The 13142-nt window shown below is 64.4% G+C and carries 11 protein-coding genes; 5 read left to right on the top strand and 6 right to left on the bottom strand.

The window, feature by feature from the left end; all coding sequences use genetic code 11:
• Nucleotides 1-56: 56 nt before the first annotated feature.
• Together FJ930_RS17705 and FJ930_RS30235 are read right to left on the bottom strand one after the other, a co-directional pair.
• Nucleotides 57-1427 (bottom strand): MFS transporter, encoded by a 1371-nt coding sequence (locus FJ930_RS17705; RefSeq protein ID WP_210245363.1) that lies wholly within the window; start codon nt 1425-1427, stop codon nt 57-59.
• Entirely contained in the window at nt 1418-1759 is a 342-nt protein-coding gene (locus FJ930_RS30235; RefSeq protein ID WP_210245362.1) for a hypothetical protein, read from the bottom strand. Before FJ930_RS30235 ends, FJ930_RS17705 begins: the two co-directional genes overlap by 10 nt.
• 182 nt (nt 1760-1941) lie before the next feature.
• On the opposite strand from FJ930_RS30235, the gene FJ930_RS17700 reads away from it, so the two are divergent.
• On the top strand, nt 1942-2556 hold the full coding sequence (locus FJ930_RS17700) for a TetR/AcrR family transcriptional regulator (RefSeq protein WP_141839451.1): 615 nt from the start codon (nt 1942-1944) through the stop codon (nt 2554-2556).
• Between the two features lie 148 nt (nt 2557-2704).
• On the opposite strand, the gene FJ930_RS17695 is transcribed toward FJ930_RS17700, so the two are convergent.
• The 4 genes from FJ930_RS17695 to FJ930_RS17680 are packed head-to-tail and all read right to left on the bottom strand — an operon-like array spanning nt 2705 to nt 7216.
• Nucleotides 2705-3652: an ABC transporter permease gene (locus FJ930_RS17695; protein ID WP_140739996.1), complete on the bottom strand. Its 948-nt coding sequence runs from the start codon at nt 3650-3652 to the stop codon at nt 2705-2707.
• Nucleotides 3653-3655: 3 nt separating this feature from the next.
• Nucleotides 3656-4636, bottom strand: a complete 981-nt coding sequence (locus FJ930_RS17690; RefSeq protein ID WP_141839449.1) for an ABC transporter permease — start codon at nt 4634-4636, stop codon at nt 3656-3658.
• 1 nt (nt 4637) lies between these two features.
• Complete coding sequence (locus tag FJ930_RS17685; protein WP_246676946.1) at nt 4638-6155, bottom strand: sugar ABC transporter ATP-binding protein; 1518 nt, start codon at nt 6153-6155, stop codon at nt 4638-4640.
• 47 nt (nt 6156-6202) lie between these two features.
• Nucleotides 6203-7216, bottom strand: a complete 1014-nt coding sequence (locus tag FJ930_RS17680; protein ID WP_140612521.1) for an ABC transporter substrate-binding protein — start codon at nt 7214-7216, stop codon at nt 6203-6205.
• Between the two features lie 201 nt (nt 7217-7417).
• On the opposite strand from FJ930_RS17680, the gene FJ930_RS17675 reads away from it, so the two are divergent.
• From FJ930_RS17675 to FJ930_RS17660, 4 genes are read left to right on the top strand one after another with little or no spacing between them, the layout of a single operon-like run.
• Entirely contained in the window at nt 7418-9823 is a 2406-nt protein-coding gene (locus tag FJ930_RS17675) for a glucan 1,4-alpha-glucosidase (protein WP_141839447.1), read from the top strand.
• A gap of 51 nt (nt 9824-9874) precedes the next feature.
• On the top strand, nt 9875-10888 hold the full coding sequence (gnd, locus tag FJ930_RS17670; RefSeq protein ID WP_141839445.1) for a phosphogluconate dehydrogenase (NAD(+)-dependent, decarboxylating): 1014 nt from the start codon (nt 9875-9877) through the stop codon (nt 10886-10888).
• 22 nt (nt 10889-10910) lie between these two features.
• The gene (gene zwf, locus FJ930_RS17665; RefSeq protein ID WP_141839443.1) at nt 10911-12287 is read left to right on the top strand and encodes a glucose-6-phosphate dehydrogenase; all 1377 of its coding nucleotides are present in this window, start codon (nt 10911-10913) and stop codon (nt 12285-12287) included.
• A 12-nt stretch (nt 12288-12299) separates the two neighbouring features.
• Nucleotides 12300-13004, top strand: coding sequence for an ROK family protein (locus FJ930_RS17660; RefSeq protein ID WP_141839580.1), 705 nt, complete (start codon nt 12300-12302; stop codon nt 13002-13004).
• Nucleotides 13005-13142 lie beyond the last annotated feature (138 nt).

Genomic DNA, 13142 nt, shown 5'->3' with positions numbered 1-13142 from the left:
CGGGATTTATAGCGCCATGACGCGGATGGGAACCGGCCTCCAGTCTGGCACAACGATTAGTGCCGGCCGGCGGCCTCCGTTGCCATCATCTCCGGCATTGCGTCGCTGGCGGTGCGCCCGCCGCGCCAGGAGGCAAAAGCCGCGACCAGATAGAGGATCGCCGAGAAGGTGAAGGCGAAGACCAGTCCATGCTTGAACGGCCCCGACATCAGCTCGGGGAAAAAGGCATGGCCGGTCAGCGTGTCGATGCTCTGCTGCGGCAGCGCATGCAGCACATCGGCCGGGATCAGCTCGCCCATCGGATTGTAGCCCAGGAAAGCGGCGAACAGGCTGGCCACCGGCGGCATGTTGGCGATCTGGTGCGCGACCGCCTCCGGCACATGCTGCGCCAGAAGGCCGGCTTCCATGCTCTGCGGCAGGCTTGCGGCAAGGCCCAGGATCATCAGGCTGAAGAACAGGCCGATCGACAGCACTTGCCCGGCATTGGTGGTGGTGGCACGCATGCCTGACGCCTGGCCACGTTCCCGCGCCGGCACGGAATTCATGATCTGCGTCGAGTTCGGCGCCACGAACAGGCCTGAGCCGAGGCCGTTGAGGAACAGGAGCGCGGCAAACGCCGTATAGGAGAAGTCGGCAGGCAAGGCCATCAACGCGATAAAACTGCCAGCGCCCACGACCATGCCGCCGACCGCGAAGGGCACGCCGCCGACCCGGTCGGAGAAATAGCCGGACACCGGGCCGGCGATGAGGAAGCCGACCGTCAGCGGCAGCATGAAGATCGCCGACCACAGCGGCGTCTCCTCGAAGGAATAGCCGTGCAGCGGCAGCCAGATGCCTTGCAGCCAGACGATCAGCATGAATTGCAGCCCGCCGCGCGCGATGCCCGAGGCGAGATTGGCGATGTTGCCATAGGCGAAGCCTGGAATGCGGAACAGCTTCAGGTCGAGCATGGGCTTCGTCACACGCTGCTCGATGAAGATGAAGGCGATCAGCGAGATCAAGCCGATGGCAAACAGGACAAGCACCTTCGGGCTGGTCCACGCCATTACCTGGTCGCCATAGGGTTGCAGCCCATAGGTGATAGCGGTGAGGATGAGCACCAGGCCGAGGCCGAAGCTGATATTGCCGAGCCAGTCGATCGTATGCGTCGAGCGGTTCGGCGCGTCGTGCAGCTTCATGTACGCCCAGATCGTTCCGACGAGGCCGAACGGCACGTTGATCCAGAACACCAGCCGCCAGTCCGTGTCGGCCAGAAGGCCGCCGATCAGCAGGCCGACGAACTGGCCGCCAATGGCCGCCACCACATTGATGCCGAGCGCGAAGCCGCGTTCGTTTTCCGGAAAGGCATCGGTGAGCAGCGCCGTGGAGTTGGCCATGATCAGCGCGCCGCCGATGCCCTGGATGATGCGCACCGATATCAGGTACACTGCGGCAAAGTCGCCTTGGCCGGGCAGCAGGTCGAGGCGGCGGTGAAGATGGCGAAGCCGAGATTGTACATCCTCGCCCGGCCGAACTGGTCGCCGAGGCGTCCGAAGGCGACGACGAGCACAGCCGTGGCGATCATGTAGCCGATGATCGCCCACAACAGGTAGTTGATGTTGCCCGGGTCGAGCGCCTTGAGGCCGATGCCGCGAAACACCGCCGGCAGGCTGATCAGCAGAATCGACCCGTTGATGGCGGCGGCCAGCATGCCGAGCGTGGTGTTGCTCAGAACCATCCATTTGTGGCTCTGCGGGCGGCTGTCAACGGCGGTATTCATGGTGGTAATAACTCTCGAAGTTGCTGGCGCGGTCGCCGCCAGCGCCATATATGAGGGTAGTCTCAGGTTTGGAAATATGAGGATGGCCTCGGAAATTGCAAGAGCCTTACGCATGTCGCTCAAAAGTGAGCTCGGTTTTGGGATAACGACATGCATGAAAACAAAGACCGAAGGCGCGTCGCATGAATTCGGTTAGACGCGACGCGCTTTCGGTGGCGAATCCGCGTGCACCGCAGCGAAAAAGAGGGCGCGAACGGGTCGCGGCGCTCATGGCGAGCGGGGCAGCGCTGTTCGTCGAGAAAGGTTTCGACGCCACGACGATGACCGAGATCGCCGCGCGGGCGGGTGCTGCCATCGGCACGCTCTATCTGTTCTTCCCGACCAAGGAGGCCCTGGCGCAAGCCATTCTGGCCGAGAACGCGGAAGGTCTGTCCACGCAGCTTGACACCTTGCAGGAACGCGCCAGGGGCCAGCCGCCGGCTGCCATCGCCGATGCGCTGTTCGAATTGCTCGGCGATTTTCTCGCCACGCATCCGGCCTATTCCGCCCTGCTCGACCTGCCCGGCGACGAAGGCTGGCGGCGCAAGATGCGGGCCCGCCGACGTGAGCAGATCGCCGCCCTGTTCGCGCAGGCCGAACCGCCGCTCCCCTTAGGCCAGGCCGAGCGGCTGGCCGTAATCGTGCCGCAGCTGATGCGCATCCCGCTGGCACTGATCGGCGAGAAACGGTTGCGCGATGGCGTGCTGGAGGAATTGCGGCTGATGCTGGCGCGGCATTTACAGGTTGGCCAGGGCTGATGCAGGCTGCTTGGCGAATTCCGCTGATATTCAGGTCAGGCCGAGTCGAAAATGGTGGAGTCCGAGAACCGGAGCGGAGCGTACTTGAAGTACGTGAGCACCGGAAGCGCAGGAGGCCGCCATTTGCAGGCCGGCCTCACCTGAATCTTCAGCGCACCGCCTTCTCGCCACCCGCCGCCGTTATCACCCCGACAATGATCAGCCCCGTCAGCAGCAGCCGCACGCCGGCACTCACGCCGAACGTGTTGAGCATGGTGAGCAGCAGCACCAGGAAAAGTGCCGCGCCCCAGACGCCGGGCACATTGGCCTTGCCGCCGGCGACCGACGTGCCGCCGATGACGACGACGGCGATCGAGGCGAGCAGGTACTCATTGCCGATATCGACATTGGCGCCCCGGAAATAGCCGGCGAGCAATGCGCCATCGAGGCCACCGAGCGCGCCCGAAAGCGTGTAGGTAAGAAAGCGGATGCGGCCGACATTGACGCCGGCCAGCCAGGCGGCGCGGATGTTCTGCCCGATCGCCAGCACCGATCGGCCATAGATCATGCGCTGCAAGGCTATGCCGGCCCCGATGGTGAACAGCACGGTCAGCATCGCCAGCACCGGAATGCCTGATATTTGCCAATTGGTGAAATCGGCGAAGCCTGGCGGCGGCTTGATCTGCAGCCCGCGCCCATAGCTGATGTCGACCGATTGTATGATGAAGCTGGCCGACAGCGTGGCGATGATCGGCGGGATGCGCAGCGCCCAGATCAGCAGATAGTTGACGGCGCCGATCGCGGCGCCGCAGGCAAGCGCAGCCAGCAGCCCGGCAGCGATCATGGAATCGCTGCCGCCCATCACCTTCATGGCGACAGCACTGGCAAGGCCGATATTGGCCGGCAGCGACAGGTCGACATTGCCCGGGCCGAGTGTGATGACGAACATCTGGCCAATGCCGACGATGACCGTGAACACGGCAAGCGAAAGGGCTGCCGTGACCATGCCGCCGGCGCCATGGCCGCCGGTGAAGACGATCGTCGCAAGCCACACCAGCAGCGCGGCGAGAAAGGACCAGATCCAGGGCTTGGCGGCCAGCGATTTCACCGATGTCATCGCTCACCTTTCCCTACGGCTGATCAGCACCCGCGCCGCCAGCACGATGATCAGGATGGCGCCGTTGGCGGCCACCTGCCAGTCTGGCGGGATGTGCATGAAGGTGAGCAGCGGTGACGCCGCCAATGCCAGCGTCAACGCACCGATCACGGCACCGATCGGCGAAACGCGACCGCCGACGAATTCGCCGCCGCCGAGGATGACGCCGGCTATCGAAAGCAGCGTGTAGCCATTGCCGATATTGGCATCGGCCGAGGTGGTGATGCCGATCAGCGCCATGCCGGAAAGCACGCCGAACACGCCGGCGAGCGCAAACAGCACGACCTTGGTCTTGAGCAGCGACCAGCCGGCGCGCCGAAGGGCTGCCGCATTGCCGCCGGAGCCACGCAGGATGACGCCATATGACGTGCGCATCAGGCTCAAATGAACGATGAGCCCGATCAGCAGCGCGGCCATGATCGGGAAGGGAACGAAGGGCGGTTTGAAGGACAGGATCGCCAGCAGCCAGTCCGGCGCCTTTCCGCCTGGTTTGGGCAGGACAAGGATGGCAAGCCCCTGCCATACAAAGCTCATGCCCAGCGTCACCACGATCGACGGCAGGTTGCGCAGATGGATCAGCGCGCCGAGCAGCGCATAGATGCCGATCGATCCGAGCAGGATGGCGATACCTATCAGCGGCGCGTCCTTCAGCCAGGTCGCGGTGACGCAGCCGACGAACCCGACGAAGGTGCCGATCGACAGGTCGAGCTCGTTGCCGGCTATGACGAACATCTGCGCGATCGTCGCCAGTGCGATCGGGATCGCCAGGTTCAGCATCAGGCTGAAGCCGAAATAGCTGATCGCACGCGGGTTGAGCCAGGCGATGGCGAGCAGCACAAGCACCAGCGACAGCGCTGGCAGAAGCCCGCGCAGCAGTCGGGCACGTGCCGCGCTCCCGCGCGCCGCGGATGGTTTGAGACCGGTTTCCACAGTTGCCGCCGTCATCTCAGGCCGCGTCGCCGAAGGAGGACTGGATGATCTTTTCTTCGCTCAGTTCGTGGCGCGTGAGATCGGCGACGATGCGGCCGTTCTTGAAGACATAGATGTGGTCGCAATTGTCGAGCTCTTCGGTTTCCGTTGTGTACCAAAGGAAGGTGCGGCCGCGCCGGGCCTCCTCGCGCACCAGATCGTAGACTTCGAGCTTGGTGCCGACATCGACGCCGCGCATCGGATCGTCCATCAGCACGATCCCGGCATCGGAACCCAGCGCGCGAGCGAACAGCGCCTTCTGCTGGTTGCCGCCAGAGAGAGAAAATATGTTGTTGTTCATATCGGGCGTGCGGATGCCGATCTTCTTCTGCCACAAGGCGGCGAGCTCGGCCTCGCGTCGCGCCGAGATCAGCAGCCCGTTGCGCAGGCGGGCCAGCGAGCGGATGCCGATGTTCTGCGCGATCGACCATTGCGGGAAAATGCCGTCCGACTGGCGATCGCCGGCGACCAGCGCCACTGGCGCCGTTACCTCTACGCCTGCCCTGGCGCGTGACGCGGCATTGAAGATCGCCAGCAGCAGGTCGGTCTGGCCGTGGCCAGCCAGCCCGGCAAGGCCGATGATCTCGCCGGCGCGGGCGACAAGGTCAACGCCGTCCTTCTGCACGGCGGGACGCGCCCGAACCCGCAGCGGACCGGCCCCTGACTTGGCGGCCATTTCGGCTGCCATCTTCTGGCGTGCTTCCGCCCCGCCCATCACCGTCACAAGCCGGTCGCGGTCGAAGGCACCCGCGGCTGCCGACGCCACCACCTTGCCGTCGCGCATCACCACGATGCGGTCGGCATTTCTCAATACCTCGCCCAGCACGTGCGAGATGAGAATGCAGCTTTTGCCGCTGGCAACGAAGCGGCGCACGAAGGCCAGAAGTTGGCCAGCGGTATGTGCGTCGAGAGACGACGTCGGCTCGTCGAGGATGACGAGGTCGAGCCGGTCCTGCGTGACCGTGAAGGCGCGCGCCACCTCGACCATCTGGCGCCGGCCGATCGAAAGGTCGCCGACAATGTCGGATGCGGAGATGCCGTGGCCGGGAAAGATCTCGTCGAGCTTGCCGGCGATCAGCTCCGCCGCCCTGCGGCGCCAGCCGAAGCCGGCGAGTGAGGCGTGGTTGATGCGCGTGTTTTCGGCGACGTCGAGATTGGGGCACAGCGACAGTTCCTGGAACACGCAGCGTATGCCGAGCTGCTGTGCCCTCGACACCGAGTAGTTCTCCTCGATGCCGCCATGCACCCCGATCCTGCCGCTGTCGGGCGTCGAGGTGCCGGCCACCATGTGCATCAAGGTCGACTTGCCGGCGCCGTTGTGGCCGACAAGGCCGACGCACTCGCCAGGGCCGACATGGAAATCCACCCCGCTGAGCGCCCTGACGGCGCCGAAATGCTTTTCGGCACCGTCAAGTCTTACGATGTCACTATTGGCGGCGCCGAAATGTTTTTCGGCGCCGTTCAATCTGATGATGTCAGCGTTGCTTTCGGCCATGCTCAACGATATCCGCTTGGCGATACGGACGGCAACGCTGCCGCGATTTATTTGATGTTGGCCTTGATGGCCGCGATGGCATCTTCCTGGCTGTATTCGTGGGTGGCGACGCCGCCCTCCTTGATTTTCGGCAAGGCTGCCTCGAAGTCGTCCTGGGTGAAGGCCAGATACGGCACCAGAAGGTCGTGCGGAATGTCCTTGCGGCCGTCGAGCACCTGTTGTGCCACCCAGAAGGCGAGCGACGACACGCCGGGCGCGATGGATGCCGACCAGGTTTTGTAGCCGTCCTTGTCCTTCTGCTCCTTCCACCACTTCAGCTCGTCCTGCCTGTTGCCCATGATGATGGTCGGGCGCGGCTTGCCGGCCGCGGCGAAGGCCTGTGCGGCGCCGTAGCCGTCGCCGCCCTGGTCGACGATGCCGACGACGTCGGGCAGCGACGGCAGGACGGTCGCCACCGCCTTCTGGGCGGTGGTCTGGTCCCAGTCGCCGGTGACCGAACCAACGATCTTGAATTCGGGATGGGCGGCGACACCTTCGAGGATGCCGGCGTGGATGGCATCATCGATCGAAGTGCCGGCAAGGCCACGGATTTCAAGCAGGTTGCCGCCCTTCGGCTGGAACTTGGCCATGTGCTCGACTTCCTGCTTGCCCATGTCCTTGAAGTCGACGACGACGCGGTAGGCGCAGGGTTCGGTGACGATACCATCGAAGGAGACGACCACGATGCCGGCATCGCAGGCCTGCTTGATGGCGCCGTTGAGCGCGTCCGGCGAGGCGGCGTTGATGACGATGGCGTCATAGCCTTGCAGGATCAGGTTCTGCACCTGCGCTGCCTGCGTCGGCACTTCCTTGTCGGCGGTGGTGAAGACATCGGCGGCGGCGACGATCTTGTCGTCCACCGCCTTCTTGGTGACGATGCCATAGCTGTCGAGCATCGCCTGCCGCCACGAATTGCCGGCATAGTTGTTGGAGAATGCGATTTTCTTGCCGCTGGTATCGGCCAAAGCCGTACCGGCTGCGAGCACCGCTGCCAGGGTGCCCAAGACGAACAGTTTCTTCATGTCATGCTCCTCCCAAGGTTTGTGGTCGTGGCTGATTTCGATGACGTCGTGCCTGCGTTCCTGTTTTTTATCTATTGTCAGACAAATGCAGTTGGGCGCGCTTGTCAACTGCGATCGGTAGCTGACTGGCGATCAACTTGCGGTGCGGCGGTTGAAAAGGCTTCGGCGGATGGCTAGTCCTGCGTGCATGAGGGTGAAAGCATGACGCCGACCGTCCCCCCGGGCGCACCGGGTATCCCGGCGCGCTGGACGTCCAGCGCCAAGAGCGGTGTCGGGTCGGCGCTTTCCCGGCACAGCCAGGTCTGGTTCACCATCAGCCACGGCATCCTGAACGAGATCTACTATCCGCGCCTCGACAGCGCCTGCACGCGCGACCTTGGCCTGATCGTCACTCGCCCCGGCGGCTATTTCTGTGAAGAAAAGCGCGACGCCACGCACGCCATCGAACCGTTCGAGGCCGGCGTGCCCGCCTACAGGCTGGTCAACACGGCTGACGACGGCGCCTGCCGGATCGAGAAGCGCATCCTTGCCGATCCGACCCGCCCGACCTTGTTGCAAGAGATCACCTTCACCCCGCTCAAGGGCGCTGTCGCCGACTACCGGGTCTACGCGCTCCTGGCGCCGCATCTGGTCAATGCCGGCATGGGCAACACCGCCTGGGTCGGCAACCATGAGGGAAAGCCCGTGCTGTTCGCCACGGGACGTGGCGCCTGCCAGGCGCTGGCCTCGTCGCTGTCGTGGCGAGACTGTTCGGCCGGTTATGTCGGCTTCTCCGACGGCTGGCAGCAGCTTCACAACACCGGCGCACTCGATCCGGCCTGCCAGCGCGCCGAGGACGGCAATGTCGCGCTGACCGGCGAGATCGGTTTCACCGCTGCCAGGACAAAGGCCGTGCTGGCACTGGGATTTGGCGCAACACCCGAAGAGGCCGCCGAAAATGCCTTCGCCAGCCTGAAGCGAGGCTTTGAGCCCGCGGCGAAATCCTACGTCGAGAGGTGGCGTAAATGGCAATCGGGGTTGTTGCCACTGGACTGGCATGGCGAGGTCAACAGCTATCGGGTCTCCACCGCTGTCCTGGCAACGCACCGCTCGATCGCCATACCGGGTGCGGCGGTCGCCAGCCTGTCCATCCCCTGGGGCTTCAACAAGGGCGATGACGATCTTGGCGGCTACCATCTGGTCTGGCCGCGCGATCTGGTCGAAACGGCGGGCGGCTTCCTTGCCGCCGGCGATGCCGCTTCGGCGTTGCAGATCCTCGGCTATCTCCGCTCCATCCAACAGCCCGACGGCCACTGGCCGCAAAATGCCTGGCTCGACGGGTCGGCCTACTGGCCCGGCATCCAGATGGATGAATGCGCCTTTCCGCTGCTGCTCGCCGACGCCTTGCATCGCGCCGGCCATTTGCCGCGCGCCAGGCTGAAAACCTTCCTGCCGATGATCGAAAGCGCCGCCTCTTACGTCGTGCGCAACGGACCGGTCACCGGCGAGGATCGCTGGGAAGAGGACGCCGGCTACAGCCCGTTCACGCTGGCCGTCGAGATCGCCGCCCTGCTTGCTGGCGCCGACCTGCTCGATGCCTGCGGCGAGAAGGCGGCCGCCGCCTATCTGCGCGAGACCGCCGATGGCTGGAACGATCAGGTCGAGCGCTGGACCTATGTCACCGCCACGGCCATCTGCAAGGCGGTCGGCGTCGAAGGCTACTACGTCCGCATCGCACCGCCCGACAGCGCCGATGCCGGTTCGCCGAAGGACGGCTATGTGCCGATCAAGAACCGGCCGCCGGGCGACACCGACAGGCCCGCCCAGGAAATCGTCAGCCCGGACGCGCTGGCGTTGGTGCGCTTTGGCCTGAGGGCCGCCGACGATCCCCGCATCGTCGACACGGTCAAGGTCATCGACGTGCGATTGCGCTGCGAGCTGCCGCAAGGGCCGCTCTGGTACCGCTACACCGGCGACGGCTATGGCGAGCACGAAGATGGCGCGCCCTTCGACGGCACTGGCCAGGGCCGCCCGTGGCCGCTTTTGGCCGGCGAACGCGCCCATTATGAGTTGGCGGCAGGGCGTAAGGACAATGCGGTCGACTTGCTGGCGGCAATGGAACGATCGGCCGGGCCAGGCGGCTTGTTGCCGGAGCAGGTCTGGGACGGCACCGACCTGGTTGAACGCGAACTGGTGCATGGTGGCCCCTCGGGCAGCGCCATGCCCCTGGTCTGGGCGCATTCCGAGCACATCAAGCTTCTGCGCTCGCTGCGCGACGGGGCGGTCTTCGACATGCCGCCGCAAGGCGTGAAGCGCTACATCGGGGACAAGACCGTATCGCCGTTCCGGACCTGGCGCTTCAACAACAAGATCCGCACGCTGCCCGCCGGCAAGACGCTGCGCGTCGAATTGCTGGCAGCCGCGACCGTCCGCTGGAGCACCGACAATTGGGCAACCGCTCGTGACAGCCAGACAGCGGAAAATGCTTTCGGCATCCATCTTGTCGATCTGCCCACGGCAAGCCTCCCCAACGGCAGCACGCTGATCTTCACTTTTTTCTGGCCCGGGACCGGCGATTGGGAGAATGTCGACTTCTCCATCATGTCAGGCGCTCAGGGCAGCCAATAGACCCTTCCTCGATAAATCCAGCAAATCCTCCAAGAAACAGGGACGAAAACCATGCAGATCGGAATGATGGGACTGGGCCGGATGGGCGCCAACATGGTCCGGCGCCTGATGCGCGACGGCCATGAATGCATCGTCTACGACATCAACCCGGCCAGCGTCGCCGCCCTGGTGGCCGACGGCGCCTTGGGAGCGGCCTCCCTGGCGGAATTCGTCGGCAAGCTCGCCAAGCCGCGCTGTGTGTGGCTGATGCTGCCGGCAGCGATCACCGGCAGGATCATCGATCAGGTCGCGGCCCTGATGGAGCCCGGCGACATCGTCATCGACGGCGGCAATTCCTACTATCACGACGCCGTCGACCAGGCCGCGAAACTCGCCCCCAAGGGTATCCATCTCGTCGATGTCGGCACCAGCGGCGGCGTCTGGGGCCTGGATCGCGGCTACTGCCTGATGATCGGCGGTCCCGACGTGGCGGTGCAGCACTTGGATTCGGTCTTTGCCACGCTGGCGCCGGGCGCCGATGCCGGTTCCAATCCGCCCAAGGATGCCGGCACAGCGCCCTTCGGCTATCTGCATTGCGGGCCGAGCGGGGCCGGCCACTTCGTCAAGATGGTGCACAACGGCATCGAATATGGCGTCATGGCCGCCTATGCCGAAGGCATGAACATCCTGAAATCGGCCAACGCCGGCAAAAGGCAACGCACCGCGGACGCCGAGACCAGCCCGCTGGAAAGCCCGCAATACTATCAGTTCGACATCGACCTTCCCCAGGTGGCCGAGGTCTGGCGGCATGGCAGCGTCATCGGCTCCTGGCTGCTCGACCTCACCGCCGGCGCGCTGAAGAGCGACCCGGCGCTGGCGCAGTTCGGCGGCCGGGTCTCGGATTCCGGCGAAGGCCGCTGGACGCTGAAGGCGGCGATCGACACCGGGGTGCCGGCGCCCGTTCTGTCCTCGGCGCTGTTCGACCGCTTCTCCTCGCAGGGCGAATCCGAATTCGCCGACAAGCTGTTGTCAGCCATGCGCTACGCGTTCGGCGGCCACGTCGAGAAGCCGAAGGCCGGCAAGTGACGCCAAAGCGGGAGACGCACGCATGAGCCAGGAACGATCCGATACGCTGGTGCTTTTCGGGGCGACCGGCGACCTCGCCCACAAGAAGATATTTCCAGCCCTTTACCAGATGGTCGCCAAGGGCACGCTCACGGAGCCGGTGATCGGCGTTGCCTTCGACGCCTGGGACTTGAAGCAGTTGCAGGACCGCGCCCGCGACGGCATCGTCAACACGCTGGGCAAGATCGACGAGAAGGTGTTCGCCAAATTCGCTTCGCTGCTGCGCTATGTCAGCGGCGATTATCGCGATCCCGCTACGTTCGAGAAACTGAAGAGCGCGCTCGGCAGCGCCCAGCGGCCGCTGCACTACATGGCCGTTCCGCCGACGATGTTCGAGATTGTCGTGCAAGGGCTTGAACAATCCGGCACCGCGCATGGCGCCCGCCTGATGGTGGAAAAGCCGTTCGGCCACGATTTGCAGTCGGCGCGCTGGCTGAACCGGGTGCTCCACCTTGTGTTCGACGAACAGTCGATCTTCCGCATCGACCATTATCTCGGCAAGGAAGCGATCCAGAACCTGCTCTATTTCCGCTTCGCCAATTCCCTGCTCGAGCCGATCTGGAACCGCAATTTCGTCGAGAGCGTGCAGATCACCATGGCCGAGGATTTCGGCGTCGAGGGGCGGGGCCGCTTCTATGACGATGTCGGTGCCATCCGCGACGTCATAGAGAACCATCTGCTCAACATCCTGCTGCTGCTGGCCATGGAGCCGCCGGTCGGCCGCTCCGCCGACGACCTCATCGACGAGAAAGTGCAGGTGCTGCGGGCGATCCGGACCTTGACCAGGGACGATGTCGTGCGCGGCCAGTTCAAGGGTTATCTTGCCGAGCCCGGCGTCAAGCCGAACTCGCCGGTCGAGACATTCGCGGCGGTGCGATTCTTCGTCGACACCTGGCGCTGGCAGGACGTGCCGTTCTTCATCCGCGCCGGCAAGAACATGCCGGTGCATGTCACCGAGGTGGTGGTGCGGCTGAAGCGGCCGCCGCTCGACGTTTTCGATCCGATCAAGCCCGCCGACCAGAATTACGTGCGCTTCCGCATCGACCCGCAGGTGATGATCGCCATCGGCGCCCAGCGCAAGGCTTCCGGCGACGACATGATCGGCGAGCAGGTCGAGTTGACGGCGCTCGACGACAGCAAGGGCGACATGCCTCCCTACGAACGGCTGATCGGGGACGCCATGAACGGCAACGGCCAGCTCTTCACCCGCCAGGACGCGGCCGAGCTTGCCTGGCGCATCGTCGGTCCGGTGCTGGGCGACACCACGCCGCCGCATCTTTACGAGCCGAAGAGCTGGGGGCCGGCGGACGCCATGGCCGGCTTCGGGCCGCCCAATGGCTGGATCGACCCGGTGGCGTGAGTGGGGGACACGATGGCCAAGGCGGTGAAGCAAGCAGCATCGGGCACGGACAAGGTCGTGCTGGCGATCGACATCGGGGGCTCGCACGTCAAGATCCTGACCAGCGCCGGTGGTGCGGAGCGCCGGGCCGATTCCGGCCCGGGCCTGACACCACAGCAGATGATCGAAACGGTGAGAAAATTGGCCGAGGGCCTGGCCTACGACGTGGTATCGATGGGCTATCCCGGTCCGGTGCGTCACGATAAGCCGACGCGTGATCCCATGAATCTCGGCAAGGGCTGGGCCGGCTTCGACTTCGCCGCGCAGTTCGGCAAGCCGGTCAAGGTGGTCAACGACGCGCTGATGCAGGCCATCGGCAGCTATGAGGGCGGCCGGATGCTGTTTCTCGGTCTCGGGACCGGCCTCGGTGCGGCGATGATCCTCGACAACGTCGCCCAGCCGATGGAACTCGCTCATCTTCCCTACAGGAAGGGTGGCAGTTTCGAGGACTATGTCGGCGAGCGCGGCCTGCAAAAGCGCGGCAAGAAGAAGTGGCGCGGCTACGTCTTCGACATCGTCGACCGGCTCCGCGCAGCCATGCAGCCCGACTATATCGTCATCGGTGGCGGCAATGTCGACATGCTCGACCAACTGCCCGCCAACAGCAGGCGCGGCGACAACACACGGGCCTTCGAAGGCGGCTTTCGTCTATGGCGAGACAAGGCCTTGATCATCTGATATTATTACAGTTTAGTATAGTTGTTCAAAATAACGTGTGATGCCGCGCTAAATCATTGCGTTGGGCAGATTTGCCGACTAGGAATTCCGCCCCACTGCCGGCGTGCTCCCACGGATACACCAAAGACGATTCGGCAT

It is taken from the genome of Mesorhizobium sp. B2-4-15, assembly GCF_006658505.1.
GTDB lineage: Bacteria > Pseudomonadota > Alphaproteobacteria > Rhizobiales > Rhizobiaceae > Mesorhizobium.
Note: the sequence above shows the minus strand (reverse complement) of the source record. Positions and strands in the feature narration are given on the sequence as shown.